Raw genomic sequence first — 17,550 nt, 5'->3', positions numbered from 1 at the left:
GCAATTGAGTATTCTTGTTTTAATTCCAATGAATGCAATAATAACAGACCTGCCGCCAGTCTTTATACGCATTATGCCACCATGCTTTGCGGCAGGGCAGCGACATGCCGACTTCACCCAAGCTTCCGCACCGACGAATGGGAAAGTTGGAACGGGCTCCTATAGCAAACATCGGAAAGGACGCCCCACTGAGGATTATTTTATATGGCACGCATGGCTGACGAACCCCTGTTCGATTTGCAGGGTGCTGTGATGAATTGCATACTGGACTTCGAGTGTATTTCTGATCTCGTCCATGAATGTGTCGCCAGGATAACCCTCAGGCATTACCAGGTGAACGGTCAATGCGCTTTCTGTCGTGCTGAGACCCCATACGTGCAAATCGTGTACATCCGTTACGCCGGGTTGGCGCCGTAGATAGGCGTCGATAGCGGCGATATCGATGTGCGCCGGTACCGCGCTTAATATCAACTGCACTGAATCACGAAACAAGCCCCAGGTACCATAGATGACCACGGTGATGATGATCAGGCTGATGACGGGATCGAGCCAGAACCAACCCGTTAAAACTATTGCTATGCCTGAAACCACTACGCTTGCGGAAACCGCAGCATCCGCCGCCATGTGCAGGTACGCACCCCGGATATTCAGATCGTCCTTGCTTTCCTTCAAGAACAGCCACGCGGATAAGCCGTTGATGATCACACCTGCAGTTGCAACCACGGTTAGGGTCAGGCCGGATATGACGGGAGGCTGCGAGAAACGGTGAACCGCCTCCCAGGCAATCGCACCGCAGGCCACAAGAAGCAGCGTGGCATTAGCCAGCGCAGCCAGAATGGAAGTACTGCGCAATCCATAAGTGTAGCGTTCGCTGGCCGCTTTACGCGACAGAATGGCGGCGCCCCAGGCGAGTACAAGGCCGAGCACATCCGATAAATTGTGACCTGCATCGGCCACTAAAGCCGTGGAGTTGGCGGCAAAGCCATAGCCGAACTCAACCATTACGAACGTTATATTTAAAACGATGGCAATCGCAAATATGCGTCCGTTGTCATGCGGGTTCGCGTGCCGATGACCGCCATGCCCAACCGGTGAAGGCGATCCGGAAGAAGTATGCTCATGCTTGTGGTCGGAGTAATTTCCCATCATGCTCCGCTTGGATGAGAAGGATATGTGTCGGCATATCGCCGGGCCGGCATTAATACTGCCCGACCTGATATTACTCCCATCCGATATGCGCCGGGCTTACTCATGAAGCGTTGATCGAAACAGGTTGGGCCTCCGAATGACCGATTAAGTGAACTCACGCAAATGTGCACACTCGCTGCTCCCTTCCCCCGATTTTAAACCCGGATAATTCATTAAAGACACGAGATGATGGCAAGACAGGTTGCGAGACAGTTTTTGTCGGTTGAGAGAAGTCCATAGCTGACCTATGGACGCCGCACAGGTAGCGAAAATGGCCGCAAACTGACCGCCAGCACTCGCCTAGGCTCGCAGAGCCGCTTAATGAATTATCTGGGTTAATAGCAAAGGCTATGTCTGCTATCGTACAGAACACACCGCGCCGCGCGTGCATATTATCTTCCTGCACCGATTTTCGCCTTGGCCACATGGAAGCCGCTTGACGAGCAAAAAAGGAGATGTCTTACCATGCCTACCGATAATAGCCACGACATGCAAGCATGCATCGATGCATGCAGCCATTGCCACCAGATCTGCCTGCAAACCGCCATGAATCATTGCCTTGAATCAGGCGGAAAACATTTGGAGCCCGAGCATTTCCGACTCATGATAAACTGCGCCGAAATTTGCCAGACGTCGCTTAATTTCATGCTGAGCGGTTCCAGGCTGAGCAATCATGTCTGTGGCGTCTGCGCCACAATTTGCGATGCTTGCGCGGAAAGTTGCGAAAAACTGGATGGGATGGAAGAATGCGCCCGCGCCTGCCGCAAATGCGCGGAAAGCTGCCGAAGCATGGCAAGCTAGCAGCCTGTCGGACTTGAAGAATCGCAGCGAAAAAGTGACTGGGTGAGAACAGATTTTACGGATTTTGAAGGCCAATAGTTATTCTATTGGCCGAAAAAGCAGCGAAATATGAACCAGCCAGACCCTTTTGCAGCCGATTTCCTTCAAGTCCGACAGGCTGCCAGAGTCACTGATTCTCGCAACCCTCACTTTCACATCGGCGGAATGCCGGGTTGAAGTAGCACTGTGAGCAGCAAGTACCCCGGGGTTGTGCTTGATGCGATGCAGATTGACATCGAGCGCAGTATTTGAACCACGACCCTTGTTTGGTTATGTCGTTTTTATGCAGTACCTGGGCAAGAGTGAGGACACCGATAAAGTGAAACCCGGCAATTGAAGCAGCCTTTCCATTCCCTTCGGTCCCTCAATTTAACTTTTGAACTGTTATTGAGTTCGTTTCTTATATTATAAAACTGTTCGGAATTGCGCCATGAACTCTGCCATATCGAATAACCATATTTTCAGCTGAACTAATTTATATTATGCGTTGTCTGTTCACACAGGCCACCGATAGTGTGTCTGCGCGTAATACCCAGATGGACCCTTGAACGAGTATACTTGACTGGGCTGCCTCGTAATGCAGCAGTCACAAGTATAAAAAACACAAATTCAGGGATTAGGTGGCATGGGTGACCGGGAAATCGATCAGCAGCTGGTGGAGCGCGCGCAACAGGGAGACAAACGCGCGTTCGATCTGCTGGTGATCAAGTATCAACGCAAACTCGCACGATTGCTATCGCAATTTATCCGCGACTCTGCGGAAGTGGAGGATGTGACCCAGGAAGCCTTTATAAAAGCTTATCGCGCGTTACCGTCGTTCCGTGGAGACAGCGCGTTTTATACCTGGTTGTACAGGATTGGTATTAATACGGCAAAAAATTTTTTGGTGGCTCAAGGTCGGCGTGCGCCGACGACCACCGCCGGCTTCGATAACGAAGATGCAGAAGGCTTTGAGGAGGGCAGTCATTTACGGGAGATGAACACGCCGGAAAGCGAACTGACAAGCAAGCAGATCGCGCAGACGGTTAATCAGACCCTGGAGGAACTGCCTGAAGAATTGCGTACGGCAATTACGCTGAGAGAAATTGAGGGGCTGAGTTATGATGAAATTGCTGTCATCATGAATTGTCCCATCGGTACGGTCCGGTCGCGAATATTTCGTGCCCGGGAAGCGATAGCGGAAAAACTACGGCCCCTGCTGGGGACCGGCAAAGATAAGAGGTGGTAGCATGCAAGATAAAATATCAGCGTTGATGGACGGCGAGCTGGATCCTGAAGAGGCAACGGTAGTCGTCGATCAATTCAGAAAAATGGATGGCTTACGCGAGCAATGGGCGCTTTATCATCTGATCAGCGATTCGCTGGGACAATCCGATGTGAAACCTTTCGATATCACACGTCGCGTCGGTGCAAGGTTGGCTTCCGAACCGGATATACGGGCTGTGCTCGCACCGCGCTCGTCGATGAAACATAGGCCGATCGCCTACGCTGCCGCTGCCTCGATCGCGGCAGTAGCCGTCGCAGGATGGATGAGCCTGCAAACGATGCAACCTCCGGAGGTGGCACGGCAAAATCTGGCGGAGAACAATCCGGTTCCTGCAACCGCTATTCCGGCGGTTCCGGCAGCGGTGTCGGCCCCAGCGCAAATTAATGATTACCTCCTTGCGCACCGGGAATTTTCGCCGAGTACCTCGGTGCATGGCGTAGCGCCTTATATGCGTACGTCCGCGGAATCGCACCAAAATTTTGCCAGATGACACGGGTCGCGCTGGCTACCCTATTGCTGTTATGCGCCAACGTTCAACCTGTATTTGCACAACATCCATCCAGTTCCTCCCCAGAGGCACTAAACTGGCTGCAAAAGATCGCTGCCGCGCCTCGCCAGTATAACTACGTCGGCACTTTCATTTATTCATCCGGCGACCACATCGAGACCTCTCGCATCATCCATTTCGTGAATGAGGACGGCGAGCAGGAAAGAAGCGAAGTGCTGGATGGCGCACCCCGGGAAATCATCCGTAATAATGATGAGATGAGGTGCTATTTGCCGGAAAGCAAGACCGTTGTCACTGAAAAGCGCTGGCTTCGGAAGGTTTTTCCGGCACTGCTGCCTCAGCCCCTGAATAATCTGGATGAGAGCTATATTGTCAAAAAAGGTGGGCAGGAACGCGTCAGCGATTACCTTTGCCAGGTAATCGAACTGGAACCCAGGGACGACAAGCGCTATGGTCAGAAACTATGGGTGGATATCCATACCGGCCTGCTACTTAAAGCCGCGGTAATGGATAAGGGCCACGTCGTCGAACAGTTTGTTTTTACCGCCTTGAAAATTGGCGGCAATATAGATAAAGAACTGTTGAAATCCAAATATGCCAAGAAAGCTGCCGAGTGGCGCACCACCAATCTCGTATCGTCCACGGTGGGCCGTGGCAAACTCGGCTGGCAGGTAAAGGATCCGCCTCCGGGATTCAAAAAGATCATCGAAATGAAGCGTCATCTCTCAGGAAAACCTGCGCCCGTGGGACATATCGCGTTGTCGGATGGTCTTGCCGCGGTATCCGTGTTCATCGAGCCAGTTTCCGAGGATTCCCCCCCGCCGAATGACGGGCTTTATCACAGCCGTGGTGCAATCAACATCTATAGCCGCACGGTGGCGGATAACGTCGTAACAACGGTAGGTGAAGTTCCGCCGGCCACCGTCATGCAAATCGGAAACTCGGTAAGCAGAAAGGCCGATTAGAAGCGGGGATGGAATCTCAACACCGCTTGAGTTGTATTCTGACGCACGCTGATAACGAACCACGAACCGGAAAAATGTGCTCGGAGGTCTTCGCCCAGGTTACCTGTCATCAAGCTCAGGTATGGATAACAGCTGTGGTGAGTAAAAATGCCCCGCCTATACCGTTTGATTCCTGAGCCTGTTACGAAACCGTTTCTGGCGCGCCAGACTGAAAAGTTCGGTATGATAGTCTTGCAGAAGCTCAGCTATTATCTCGAACGGATGGTTTATTCGCTTTTATCCTATGGAAGACAGAGAATGATACGCAAATTTATTCTGATGACGCTGATTGGATTGTCAACTGCCGTTTTCGCACAGACCCGGGAATTACCCGATTTTACCGGTCTCGTCGAAAAAGAAGGCCCTTCCGTGGTGAATATCAGCACGGTGCAAGCGCCCAGCATGATTTCCAATCGGGATTTTCAGGGAATGCCTAATATTCCCGAGGATGACCCATTTTTTGAATTTTTTCGCCGGCACATGCAGCCCTATGGCGGCGCACCCAGGGACTTCGAATCGAAATCGCTCGGTTCGGGTTTCATCATCAGTTCCGATGGCTATATCCTGACCAATGCGCACCTGGTGGATGCTGCCGATGAAATTACGGTAAAGCTTACCGACAAGCGCGAATTCCGCGCCAAGCTGATTGGCGCCGACCGGAAAACCGATATCGCGCTTCTCAAAATCGAAGCCAGCGGCTTGCCCAAGGTAACTCAAGGCGATCCGGGCAAATTGAAAGTCGGCGAATGGGTAGTGGCAATCGGCTCGCCCTTCGGCTTTGAAAACAGCGTGACCGCCGGTATCGTCAGCGCCAAGGGTCGCTCCCTGGCACAGGAAAATTTCGTACCTTTCATTCAGACGGATGTGGCGATCAATCCCGGCAATTCGGGTGGGCCATTATTCAACATGAATGGTGAAGTGGTAGGTATCAACTCCCAGATTTACAGCCGTACCGGTGGCTTCATGGGCTTGTCATTTGCCATTCCCATCGACGTAGCCACGAATATTTCAAACCAGTTGATCGCCACAGGCAAGGTGAGCCGTGGCCGGATTGGCGTACTGATCCAGGAAGTAACCAAGGAACTCGCGGAATCCTTCGGATTGCCGAAACCTGACGGCGCGCTGGTCGCTTCCGTACAAAAGGGCGGCCCCGCAGATAAAGCGGGAATGGAAGCGAGAGACGTCATTTTGAAGTTCGACGGTAAACCCGTGACGGCTGCAGGTGATTTACCGCGCATTGTAGGCGCCACCAAGCCAGGGGCGAAGGTGCCGGTGCAGGTTTGGCGTAACGGCGCTACCAAGGAAATGACGGTGACGGTAGACGAAACGCCACCAGATGAAAAACCGGTGGGCCGGGGCGGTAAACGGGGTAAAGCGCCGGATACATCCAATCGTATCGGGCTCAGCTTGAGCGAGCTCAGCGCAGACCAGAAAAAACAGCTGGAAGTGGACAACGGTCTGCTGGTGGAAGACATGGTGCCAGGCATCGCCAGCCACGCCGGCGTTCGTCCCGGCGATGTGATTCTCAGCATTAATAATCAGGATGTTACCACTGTTGAGCAATTCAATCAGCTGCTCAACAAAACCGGAAAAGGGCGTAACATCGCACTCCTGGTCAGGCGTGGCGATACCGCAACTTTCATTACGATGAAGCTCAATGGCAACGACAGCAAATAACCCGGCCGCTTCCGATACCCGTCGCGATCCATTTGAGCTGGTGGTATATAGCCGGGAGAATTGCCATCTCTGCCAGGATATGATCGCCGCCCTGCGTGAATTGCAAGTGCAGCTTTCTTTTCACCTTGAAGTGGTGGATGTGGATGGTGATGAAGCGCTACGGTCGCGTTTCGGCTTGAAGGTTCCGGTACTGGTAGCGGAGGGGGAGGAAATTTGTCACTATCACCTCGATCCTGTTGCGCTTGATGCTTATTTCGCCAAAATTCGCCAGCAGTCTATCGGACTTGAAGAACCACAGCGAAAAAGTCACCGGATGACGACAGACTTTAAAGGCCAATAGTTATTCCATTGGCCGAAAAGCGGCGAAATATGGACCGGCCAGACGCTTTTGCAGCCGATTTCCTTTAAGTCCGACAGGCTGCTAGAATGCGTATTCTTGAATAATCGGGGTTGCCGGGTCCTCGCAGGACGTGCGAGGATCGATACCATACATTTTCAAGAGGGCACAGTAGTGCCCTTTTTAGTTGTTTATAATCCCGCCATTCCGATCATCATCCTCTTTGATTCCATCCCCGACTCCCTGACCGCTGATGCAGCACATTCGTAATTTTTCCATCATTGCCCATATCGACCATGGTAAATCCACCCTCGCCGATCGCATCATCCATTTGTGCGGCGGCCTGTCGGACCGTGAAATGGAGCAGCAGGTACTGGATTCCATGGACCTGGAGCGCGAGCGCGGAATTACGATCAAGGCGCAGACAGCCGCGCTGGAGTACAAATCGCGTGACGGTACTCATTATCTTCTGAACCTGATCGACACACCGGGGCACGTCGATTTTTCCTACGAAGTATCGCGGTCGCTGGCAGCCTGTGAAGGCGCGCTACTGGTGGTGGATGCTTCGCAAGGCGTAGAAGCCCAGACCGTTGCAAATTGCTACACTGCCATCGAGCAGGGGGTGGAAGTCGTGCCGGTACTGAACAAGATCGATCTACCTGCAGCCGAACCAGCGCGCGTCATTGAAGAGATAGAGGATATTATCGGCATCGACGCCCAGGATGCGCTGCATTGCAGCGCCAAGACCGGAGAGGGCGTACTGGATATCCTCGAAGCGGTTATTGCACGTATCCCACCACCCAAAGGTGATCCTGCTGCGCCGCTGAAGGCCCTGATCATTGATTCCTGGTTCGATAACTATGTTGGCGTAGTGATGCTGGTGCGGGTACTGGATGGGATACTCAAACCCAGAGACAGGATATTGCTGATGGCCAGCAAGACTGTCCATCTATGCGAGCAGGTCGGCGTATTCACGCCAAAGTCAAAAAACCGGGAATCTCTCGGTGCGGGCGAGGTCGGCTTTATTATTTCCGGCATCAAGGAATTGAAATCGGCCAAGGTGGGAGACACGGTAACTTTGGCGGAACGTCCCGCCAGCCAGCCGCTGCTTGGCTTCAAGGAGATAAAACCCCAGGTATTTGCCGGCCTTTATCCGGTGGAATCGAACCAGTACGAGGCTTTACGCGACGCATTGGAAAAATTGAAGCTCAATGATTCATCGTTGCAGTATGAGCCAGAAACATCGCAAGCCCTGGGTTTTGGTTTCCGCTGCGGTTTTCTCGGCCTGCTGCATCTCGATATCGTGCAAGAAAGGCTGGAACGGGAATACGGCATGGATCTCATTACCACCGCCCCGACAGTCGTATATCAGATAGTGATGCGCGACGGCTCCATAACTGAAATCGAGAACCCGTCAAAACTGCCTGATCTGTCGAAAATAGAGGAAATCCGCGAGCCGATCATCACTGCTACCATCCTCGTTCCACAAGAGTATGTGGGTGCGGTCATTACGCTTTGCATCAGCAAGCGCGGAACACAGAAAAACATGCAATACATGGGCAGGCAGGTGATGCTCACCTACGAAATGCCGCTGAATGAAGTCGTGATGGATTTTTTCGATAAGTTAAAATCCACAAGCCGCGGGTATGCCTCGCTGGATTACGAGTTCAAGGAATTTCGAACTTCCGATCTGGTCAAGCTGGACATTCTCATTAACGGCGAAAAGGTGGATGCGCTGTCACTCATTGTGCATCGCGCCAGCAGCCAGTACCGGGGACGGGAACTCGCGCAGAAAATGCGCGAATTGATTCCTCGGCAAATGTTCGATATTGCGGTACAAGCCGCCATCGGTGCGCATATCATCGCGAGAGAAAGTATCAAGGCGTTGCGCAAGAATGTGCTTGCCAAGTGCTATGGCGGGGACATCAGCCGCAAACGCAAGCTGCTCGAAAAACAGAAGGCCGGAAAAAAACGAATGAAGCAGGTCGGGAATGTCGAGATTCCCCAGGAAGCCTTTCTGGCTATTCTGCAAGTGGGCGACAAATAGCAAACAATGGGCATCCGTATTGAAAAGGCCTGTATACGCCAGCCGGAGCAGTTTTTGCCTTCAATACGGCGCCAAATACTACCACTCGGGGACGCAGAATGAACTTTCCTCTCATCATGCTGATACTGCTGATAGCAACCGGCGGTATCTCGTTGCTCGATCGCTTCGCGCTGCGCCGCCACCGCGCGCCGGAAGCGCAAGGACCTTGGTGGGTGGAGTATCCCAAAAGCTTTTTTCCCGTGATCCTGGTCGTCTTCTGTCTACGATCGTTTCTGGTGGAGCCTTTCAAAATCCCATCCGGCTCGATGATTCCAACCCTGTTGGTAGGGGATTTCATACTGGTGAACAAATATACTTATGGCATCCGGTTGCCAGTCGTCAATCTCAAATTATTGGACGTAAAAGAGCCGCAACGTGGCGAAGTAATGGTGTTCCGCTACCCGGAGAACCCCTCGATGGACTACATCAAACGCATCATCGGGGTTCCGGGCGATACCGTCACCTATCACCACAAGAGGCTCGCTGTAAATGATATTCCAGTTAAAACGCAGCCGGACGGGGAATATACTTATGTGGAATCCGGCCTGAATTACGTTTACAGCCGTCGGTTCAGCGAATCAGTGGGAGATCACAGTTATAGGATTCTCATCAATTCAGAAGTTCCCCCCATACAGCTTGCCGGCGTGCGTCCGTTCCCCCACCATGAGAATTGCAGCTACAATGACAATGGTTTCACTTGCAAGGTGCCTGAAGGCAATTACTTCACCATGGGCGACAACCGGGACAGCAGCAGCGATAGCCGGTACTGGGGATTTGTTCCGGAGCGCAATATTGTCGGCAAGGCATTCATGATCTGGTGGAATTTCAATGATCTCAAGCGTATCGGGTTATCGATTGACTAGCCGGGGCCAGGGCGAATCACGGCGCGTAAGTTGTGCCATACGATAACGCAGCGGCAGTGCGGTCATCATCCGGATCAAGGATTGCATAAAACTTGCAGGATATGAACAGTGATGCGCTCTGCCGGAAAATCGGCTACATCTTTAACCGGCCGGAACTGCTGCGCCAGGCACTGACTCATCGCAGCCATAGCCTTCCGCACAATGAGCGCCTCGAATTTCTCGGCGATAGCGTACTCAACTGTGCCGTCGCAGGATTGATATTCAGGCATTTCCCGGATCTTACGGAAGGTAATTTATCGCGGGTCCGGGCCAACCTGGTCAATCAGCAAGCGCTGGCCGAACGAGCCCAGATGCTTGAATTGGGAAAGCTGATCAGATTTGGCGATGGAGAACTCAAAAGCGGCGGAGAGCGGCGCCCTTCTATTCTCGCCGACACATTGGAGGCGGTACTCGGCGCGATATACCTCGACGGAGGCTTTGCGCAAGCCGAGAAAGTCATCACAGCGCTTTTCACCCCCTTACTGAAAGGACTGGATGCGCAAACGCTGGGAAAAGACCCTAAAACGCTTCTGCAGGAATATCTTCAGAGCCTCAGGCTGGCGCTGCCGCAATATTCTGTTATCGCTACGACCGGCGAAGCTCACCAGCAGCAATTCAAAGTGGAATGCATGATTGTAAAACCTGACATTCGCACGGTGGGAGAAGGTACCTCCCGGCGGAGCGCGGAGCAGGAAGCAGCGAAACAAGCCTATGAGCAGCTTCATTCGCGCCGTTAAGCAAACTGCGGATAGCGCAGGAAATTCCTTATGTTTTTTTTGCGCTGCACGCTCGCCCATCACCGGCTCTCCGTTTCCCTTTAACCATTTCCCGCATGAATATCGACCTCGACCATACTACCGATCCCAACCATAGCAGTGGCTATGTCGCTATCGTGGGACGCCCCAACGTCGGCAAGTCGACGCTGTTGAATAGCCTCGTCAGGCAAAAGATCAGTATCACATCAAGAAAATCACAAACCACGCGCCATCGCATCAACGGCATTCTTACCGACGCACGGTCCCAGTTTATTTTTGTCGATACTCCCGGCTTTCAGACTCGGCATACGAATCGTCTGAATAGCGCAATGAATCGTATCGTTACCCAAAGCCTGCGCGATGTGGATGCGGTGATATTCGTTATTGAGGCGATGCGTTTTGATGATCGCGACAAAATGGTCGTTAAGCTTCTGCCTGAAGACCGGCCGGTGATTCTTGCTGTCAATAAGGTAGATCGGATGATCGACAAATCGCAGATGCTTCCCTTTCTCGAAAAAATGTCAAAGGAGTTCCCTTTCGCCGCAATCGTTCCGGTAAGTGCTGAGCGAGGAACACAGCTATCGGCACTCGTAGACACGGTTCGGCCCTATTTGCCGCAAAACCCGCCATTGTTCAGTGAAGATGAGGCAACCGACCGCGATGAAAGATTCATCGCCGCCGAGCTGGTTCGTGAAAAATTGTTCAGGCTGCTGGGTGAGGAAATTCCTTATTCAACCAGCGTCGTCATCGATCAATTCAAGATGGAGGGAGAACTGCGCAAAATTGACGCCTCCATCATCGTGGACAAGGCCAATCAGAAAGCGATCATCATTGGCAAGGGCGGGGAAAAGCTCAAGCTGATCGGCACCACCGCGCGCAAGGATATGGAGGAGAATTTCGGTGGTAAAGTATATCTCAAGATCTGGGTAAAAGTTAAAAGTGGCTGGGCCGACGACGCGCGGGTTTTGAAAACCCTGGGGTATGCGTAAACCCGGTTGACGAACAATGATCCTAAATCCGGTAGTTGACCGCTCATTTAATAGATCAGTGTTATGATTAATAACAATATTTCATATTATTTGGCACTTACCTTCCGGGTGAGGGCCGCTACAGGGTGAATTGCACGGTTTTTGCGGCACATGGCAGCGTTGCAACTCCTTGGAATGGAACGGCGCCCCGAAGCGTCGCCCGAGGGGACCCCGCGAAGCGGGGATCGGGCAGCGCAGGGGATCCCGCGATCGCGTTCCACACGCAAGGGGGTGCCCACATCCCGCTTCGGGGTCGCACCTTCCTGCGGAAGGCACTGCTCCGCCCTGCGCGGTCACATTCCGCGTCGTTGCGCCTTGCCCTGCACCCAAAAACCGTACACTTCACCCCGTCCAACTACCGGATCTAGGATGATCGCGGATAAACAGCGTCAGGACGCCCAGCCCGCATTCGTGCTGCATACTTACCCGTACCTTGAAACCAGTCTCGTGGTGGAGGCCTTCACACGCAATTTCGGGCGGGTGCCACTGGTGGCAAAGGGGGCCAAGCGTCCTAAATCCGCCTTCAGAGGTCTATTGCGGGCTTTTCAGCCGCTGCAGCTCAGTTGGGGTGGAAAAACAGAACTGCGCACGCTGCATAAAGCCGAATGGCAAGCAGGCCAGATGCCGCTGCAGGGGACAGGCCTGATCTGCGGTTTTTATCTCAATGAGTTGCTGGTGCGCCTGTTGCACCGTAACGATCCGCATGAACAGCTATTCATATATTACCAGGAGGCGCTGTCCGCGCTGAGCAACGGGAAAGATTACATTCCCATACTGCGGCGCTTTGAACAACGCCTGCTGCAAGAGCTCGGCTATGCCCTGACACTTGATCACGACGTCGCCTCCGGCAATCCCATCGATGCGAATAAAGATTACTGCTATGAAATCGAGCGCGGGCCGGTACCGTCGAATGGGCATCGCTGCGATCAGGGTTTGCAATTGGGCGGTAAAACGCTTCTGGACATGGAGCGGGGCGATTATTCCGACACGCTGACACGGCAACAGAGCAAAGCACTGATGCGCTATATACTCAATCACTATCTCGGCGACAAACCGCTCCATACGCGCCAATTGCTGAAAGACCTTCAACAACTATGATATGTTACTTGGATAATCGCTCCTGCTTGCGCCAAACTCAACGCATGTGAACGCTTGAAACCAGCAAGCCGGAGCGCTCCATACCGAGAAAGCATGAATGATCAACTTGAAGCGGGAAAAAATAGATGCAACCGAATATCGAGGCATTTCTTGATCCAGCGACGGGGACGCTTAGCTATATTGTCTTTGACGAGTCTGGTGGAACCTGCGCAATCATTGATCCCGTGCTGGATTACGACCACAGATCGGGCAGAACGAGTACTTTATCCGCAGACAACCTGATTGCGTTCGTGGAAAACCAGCGATTGACAGTGGAGTGGATTCTCGAGACGCATGTACACGCCGATCATCTGACTTCAGCACATTATCTCAAAAATCAACTGGGCGGAAAAACCGGCATCGGACGTGAGGTGCCAAAAGTGCAACAGATCTTCAAGGAAATATTCAACCTTGGGCCGGAATTCTTGCCGGATGGCAGCCACTTTGACCATCTCCTGGCGGATGACGAAACCTTCGAAATCGGTAAATTGAGCGCAAAGGCAATTTCAACCCCTGGTCATACGCCTGCCGACCTGTCTTATCAGTTCGGCGACGCCATCTTTGTCGGCGACACGCTCTTCATGCCCGATCTCGGTACGGCACGCGCTGATTTCCCCGGAGGGGATGCGCGCCAGCTATTTCGGTCGATACGCAAACTGCTGGAACAGCCGCCGGAGACCCGGTTGTTCATGTGCCACGACTACCCACCCCCCATCCGCCAGGTCCGGTGGGAGACTACCGTCGCTGAACAGCGTGTGCATAACATACATGTGCGCGACGGCATCTCCGAAGACAGTTTTGTCGCCATGCGCGAAGCGCGTGACGCTACGCTCGATATGCCGACGCTGTTGCTTCCATCGGTCCAGGTCAACGTGCGGGCGGGAGAAATGCCGCTGCCGGAAAGGAATGGTGTTTCATATTTGAAAATACCGTTGAACGTAATCTGACAAATTGAGAGTAAACGCCTGCGCAATACGCCTATATCCTTTATCCGTCCTTGGCAATAGTAGCGAATTTGTTCAATGGCTGATTCAGTACCCGTATAGATAGTAGATAGGCCTCATGCGAATAAAAGATACACCGCCAGCAGAACCCCCACCACGGCGATAGATACCGATAGAAATGATGTAAGCCATGGTATGGCCAGTTCGGGCAAGTCCTCCGGTGGAAGAGAACGCACGTAAAGCCTGTGATTATGGAAAGCTCCCAGGATAACTGCGGAACCGGCCAACACAAGAATAACGCCAAGCGCGTCGGAAGACCAATGAGGCGCCGCTGCCAAAATTCCGGTTGAGGATGCCATGAGGTTCAAAAATAACCCGAACCTGGCAACCACAAAACCGAGCGCTGTTATAGTAAGCCCTGTACGCACCCATGCTAGAAGTGTGCGCTCAGCCGCGAAGAAAACTCGTGGATCCGACATTTTTTAGCTCACCCTCTTCCCTGCGGTTTTCCGAACGGTTCAATTTTATAGCGGCTCCTTGGAACCAAGCTATATCTCATACTCCTTTACCACCGTTACCGGAATTGCGCACGAAGCATGTTGTCCTCCCAGTACAGTCTACTATAGTATAGTGAGTTTTTATTTGAGCAGCATCGCCCAGACCTTTGTAAAACGCTGGGCCTGTACAGGTTCATCGGCAACCTTGTTCAGCCCCTGGTTTTTGCCAGCAGCCGGTCAGCGCTGTGCCTGCAAGCAAAGGTTTTTCCTATGCGCTGATCGAGTGATTGGCGTAATACAGTGGCAAAATGCCCAACTGCTGCATGCGCTATCATTTCGGTAACCGCAGGCAGACGGCAATTATTGAGACAAGCAGGAATTATGATAAAACTCGGCGTCAATATTGATCACGTCGCCACGCTCCGGCAGGCGCGACGCACGTCCTACCCCGACCCTGTAGAGGCGGCGTTAATCGCAGAATCTGCCGGAGCGGATGCGATTACGCTACATCTGCGCGAAGACCGCCGCCACATCCAGGACAGGGATGTGGAACGCTTGCGCAGCTCGCTTAAAACCCGCATGAATCTCGAAAGCGCGGTGACCGATGAAATGATCGATTTTGCACTACACATCAGACCCCATGATGTTTGTCTGGTGCCTGAAAGGCGGGAGGAACTGACAACCGAGGGCGGGCTTGATGTACTGCAGCACTTCGATCAAGTGCAACGCGCCTGCCGCAAATTGGCGGAGGCCGGCATCCGCGTATCGCTATTTATCGATGCGGATCATGCGCAAATCGAGGCAGCAGCAAATTCGGGTGCACCGGCTATCGAAATTCATACCGGTCATTACGCCGACGCGCAAAGTGCGGACGAGCAACAGCATGAGCTGGAGCGGATTCGCATCTCGGTAGCGGCAGGCCTGCGGCAAGGGCTGAATGTCAATGCCGGCCATGGATTGCACTATCATAACGTACAGCCCATCGCGGCGATGGCCGATATATCCGAGCTCAATATCGGCCATTCAATCGTGGCCCGCGCCCTGTTTGTTGGTTTTGAACAGGCTGTACGGGAGATGAAAAAGCTGATGATCGAAGCGCGCAAATGATTTATGGAATCGGAACCGATCTGGTCGAGCCATCACGTATTGCGCGATTACTGGAAAAATATGGCGAGCGTTTTGCCAAAAGATTGCTGACAAATGACGAATGGCCTGACTATATCAGGAGCGGCCAGCCTGCCATGTTTCTGGCCAAGCGTTTCGCCGCCAAGGAAGCTCTTTCCAAAGCGATCGGCACCGGTATGCGCTATCCAGTAAGCTTGAACCATATCGGGATCACCCATGACAACCTTGGCAAACCGTACTTTATCTTCCATCCGGCATTGAGCGCGCTCTTCACGAACAGAGGCATTACCAGCCATCATCTTTCGATTAGCGACGAGTTAAATCTTGCCTGTGCTTTTGTCATTCTGGAAAAATAGCGGCCACTTTATAATATAAATTTCTTGTATGTCTCAAGAAGTTTGTCAAAACACAAGATGTGGCAGCACGAACATCTCCTGCACCTTATCTTCCTGAAATTTTGAACTCATAGAGACACGTTATGTCGCTCGGCCCTGTCATGCTCGATATCGAAGGCACGCAACTTACTGCCGACGACAAGATAAAACTCAGGCACCCTCTGGTCGGTGGCGTGATCTTATTCACGCGCAATTACTCATCGTTCATGCAGCTTAAGGAGCTAACCGCCGAGATTCATGCACTTCGAACTCCACCATTATTGATTGCAGTCGATCATGAGGGCGGCAGGGTACAACGTTTCAGGAAGGATTTCACGAGGCTGCCCCCCATGCGCGAACTGGGTGCAATCTGGGACGTGCACCCCGGCCAGGCCCGGCATCTGGCGCAGCAGGCGGGTTACGTATTGGCGGCAGAACTGCGCGCAGCGGGCGTGGATTTCAGCTTTACTCCGGTACTGGACATGGATTATGGGCAAAGCTGCGTCATCGGTGACCGTTCCTTTCATCGTAAACCGCAGGCGATCGTCGATTTGGCGCATAGCCTTATGTCCGGTCTGAAATCCGGCGGCATGACGGCGGTGGGAAAGCACTTCCCGGGGCACGGCTATATTCAGGCGGATTCCCATATCGAAATGCCGGTCGACGAACGTTCTTACGCGGAAATCGAAGCAAATGACCTGGTCCCATTTCGCAAAATGATCGATTTCGGCCTTGCGGGCATCATGCCGTCGCATGTGGTTTATCCGAAGGTGGATATGCGCCCGGCAGGCTTTTCCGAGGTCTGGCTGAAAAATATTCTCCGCGGAGAACTTGGCTTTGAAGGATGCATTTTCAGCGATGATTTGAGCATGAAAGGCGCAACAGTTATCGGAGATGTGGAGCAACGCGCACAAACAGCACTAGCGGCGGGTTGCGATATGGTCCTGGTATGCAATGATCCGGAGGCAGCGAATATATTACTGGCGGAATTACGATATGACATTGCAGCCACCAGTATTATTCGCCTCGCGCGCATGCGTGGAAGGCCCCACCCCGATTCGATCGTAAAACTGCGTGAGAACGCCAGCTTTGTTAAGGCAGTCGAGCAGATCTCAGGCATCGGAATTCACAACGGAGAATTGCCGCTCGCATAACGTATCAGGTTCCCCCTCCTTCTCCACCACGCCGGCAGGCCATCTCGGTAGAGTCATGGTAGGCGTATCTGCTGGTGTGCCTTCAATCCTCAAATAGAATATTGCGTGCGCCCGCATAGCGAGTGCGCTGGAATTTTCCGCGCCTGGTTGAAAAAGCGGCAAATGCAACTATATTGATTGTTAAGTGCTGGTTCAATCCTTCAGCATTGGTACAACATCAACAATATGGAGGCATTATGGCTATAACCCGTTATGAACCCTGGAGCCTGTTGCATCAATTACATAGAGAGCTGGACCGCGCGCGCGAAGGCGGGGAAGGCGAAGGATCGACTGCTACCGCCGAATGGGCGCCCGCGGTCGATATCAAGGAGGACCCTGATAAATTCATTCTCCAGGCGGACCTTCCAGGAGTTAAACCGGAAGAAATCGATATCAGCATGGAAGATGGTGTCCTGACTATCAAGGGCGAAAAGAAAACCGAAGCCAAAACTGAAAAAGAAGGATACAAGCGGGTTGAGCGTACTTATGGCTCATTTTACCGACGCTTCAGCTTACCCGATACCGCAAACCCAGACGCGATATCGGCAAAATCAAATCACGGGGTGCTGGAAATCGTCATCCCCAAACGTGAAGCTGTCCAACCAAAGAAGATCAGCGTAACCTCTGCCGAGTGAGCGATTTCACGGAGTCTTCGGACTCCGTTTTTTTTGATCTACCTGATCCAGGT

18 protein-coding genes are annotated in these 17,550 nt (G+C 52.6%); 16 read left to right on the top strand and 2 right to left on the bottom strand.

What is annotated here, in order from left to right:
- Window positions 1–195: 195 nt before the first annotated feature.
- On the bottom strand, window positions 196–1,149 hold the full coding sequence (locus F822_RS13425; protein WP_231623522.1) for a cation diffusion facilitator family transporter: 954 nt from the start codon (window positions 1,147–1,149) through the stop codon (window positions 196–198).
- 504 nt (window positions 1,150–1,653) lie between these two features.
- On the opposite strand from F822_RS13425, the gene F822_RS13420 reads away from it, so the two are divergent.
- The 12 genes from F822_RS13420 to F822_RS13365 all read left to right on the top strand — a co-directional run bounded on the left by F822_RS13420 (window position 1,654) and on the right by F822_RS13365 (window position 13,676).
- Entirely contained in the window at window positions 1,654–1,989 is a 336-nt protein-coding gene (locus F822_RS13420) for a four-helix bundle copper-binding protein (RefSeq protein ID WP_025040206.1), read from the top strand.
- Between the two features lie 664 nt (window positions 1,990–2,653).
- On the top strand, window positions 2,654–3,256 hold the full coding sequence (gene rpoE, locus F822_RS13415) for an RNA polymerase sigma factor RpoE (RefSeq protein ID WP_025040207.1): 603 nt from the start codon (window positions 2,654–2,656) through the stop codon (window positions 3,254–3,256).
- Between the two features lies 1 nt (window position 3,257).
- A complete protein-coding gene (locus F822_RS13410; RefSeq protein ID WP_025040208.1) occupies window positions 3,258–3,785 on the top strand; it encodes a sigma-E factor negative regulatory protein in 528 nt (175 codons plus the stop codon).
- Complete coding sequence (locus F822_RS13405; RefSeq protein WP_025040209.1) at window positions 3,782–4,768, top strand: MucB/RseB C-terminal domain-containing protein; 987 nt, start codon at window positions 3,782–3,784, stop codon at window positions 4,766–4,768. Before F822_RS13410 ends, F822_RS13405 begins: the two co-directional genes overlap by 4 nt.
- Window positions 4,769–5,065: 297 nt before the next feature.
- Window positions 5,066–6,484, top strand: a complete 1,419-nt coding sequence (locus F822_RS13400; RefSeq protein ID WP_025040210.1) for a DegQ family serine endoprotease — start codon at window positions 5,066–5,068, stop codon at window positions 6,482–6,484.
- Window positions 6,465–6,824 (top strand): glutaredoxin family protein, encoded by a 360-nt coding sequence (locus tag F822_RS13395; protein ID WP_025040211.1) that lies wholly within the window; start codon window positions 6,465–6,467, stop codon window positions 6,822–6,824. The genes F822_RS13400 and F822_RS13395 overlap by 20 nt, the downstream gene beginning before the upstream one ends.
- Before the next feature lie 247 nt (window positions 6,825–7,071).
- Window positions 7,072–8,868, top strand: coding sequence for a translation elongation factor 4 (gene lepA, locus F822_RS13390; RefSeq protein WP_176752772.1), 1,797 nt, complete (start codon window positions 7,072–7,074; stop codon window positions 8,866–8,868).
- Window positions 8,869–8,966: 98 nt separating this feature from the next.
- A complete protein-coding gene (gene lepB, locus F822_RS13385) occupies window positions 8,967–9,770 on the top strand; it encodes a signal peptidase I (protein ID WP_025040213.1) in 804 nt (267 codons plus the stop codon).
- Window positions 9,771–9,871: 101 nt separating this feature from the next.
- A complete protein-coding gene (rnc, locus tag F822_RS13380; protein WP_025040214.1) occupies window positions 9,872–10,546 on the top strand; it encodes a ribonuclease III in 675 nt (224 codons plus the stop codon).
- A gap of 95 nt (window positions 10,547–10,641) precedes the next feature.
- A complete protein-coding gene (era, locus tag F822_RS13375) occupies window positions 10,642–11,553 on the top strand; it encodes a GTPase Era (protein WP_025040215.1) in 912 nt (303 codons plus the stop codon).
- A 408-nt stretch (window positions 11,554–11,961) separates the two neighbouring features.
- Window positions 11,962–12,690 carry a DNA repair protein RecO gene (gene recO / locus F822_RS13370; RefSeq protein WP_025040216.1) on the top strand — a complete coding sequence of 243 codons (729 nt, stop codon included), beginning with the start codon at window positions 11,962–11,964 and terminating at the stop codon, window positions 12,688–12,690.
- A gap of 125 nt (window positions 12,691–12,815) precedes the next feature.
- On the top strand, window positions 12,816–13,676 hold the full coding sequence (locus tag F822_RS13365; protein WP_025040217.1) for an MBL fold metallo-hydrolase: 861 nt from the start codon (window positions 12,816–12,818) through the stop codon (window positions 13,674–13,676).
- 113 nt (window positions 13,677–13,789) lie between these two features.
- On the opposite strand, the gene F822_RS13360 is transcribed toward F822_RS13365, so the two are convergent.
- A complete protein-coding gene (locus tag F822_RS13360; RefSeq protein WP_025040218.1) occupies window positions 13,790–14,152 on the bottom strand; it encodes a YidH family protein in 363 nt (120 codons plus the stop codon).
- Window positions 14,153–14,551: 399 nt separating this feature from the next.
- On the opposite strand from F822_RS13360, the gene pdxJ reads away from it, so the two are divergent.
- The 4 genes from pdxJ to F822_RS13340 all read left to right on the top strand — a co-directional run bounded on the left by pdxJ (window position 14,552) and on the right by F822_RS13340 (window position 17,497).
- Entirely contained in the window at window positions 14,552–15,277 is a 726-nt protein-coding gene (gene pdxJ / locus F822_RS13355; protein ID WP_025040219.1) for a pyridoxine 5'-phosphate synthase, read from the top strand.
- A complete protein-coding gene (acpS, locus tag F822_RS13350) occupies window positions 15,274–15,651 on the top strand; it encodes a holo-ACP synthase (protein WP_025040220.1) in 378 nt (125 codons plus the stop codon). The genes pdxJ and acpS overlap by 4 nt, the downstream gene beginning before the upstream one ends.
- A gap of 122 nt (window positions 15,652–15,773) precedes the next feature.
- A complete protein-coding gene (nagZ, locus tag F822_RS13345) occupies window positions 15,774–16,823 on the top strand; it encodes a beta-N-acetylhexosaminidase (protein WP_025040221.1) in 1,050 nt (349 codons plus the stop codon).
- 236 nt (window positions 16,824–17,059) lie between these two features.
- Window positions 17,060–17,497 carry an Hsp20/alpha crystallin family protein gene (locus F822_RS13340; RefSeq protein WP_025040222.1) on the top strand — a complete coding sequence of 146 codons (438 nt, stop codon included), beginning with the start codon at window positions 17,060–17,062 and terminating at the stop codon, window positions 17,495–17,497.
- Window positions 17,498–17,550: the final 53 nt, after the last annotated feature.

The sequence above is a fragment of the Nitrosospira briensis C-128 genome, assembly GCF_000619905.2.
In the GTDB taxonomy this organism is placed as follows: Bacteria; Pseudomonadota; Gammaproteobacteria; order Burkholderiales; family Nitrosomonadaceae; genus Nitrosospira; species Nitrosospira briensis.
Note: the sequence above shows the minus strand (reverse complement) of the source record. Positions and strands in the feature narration are given on the sequence as shown.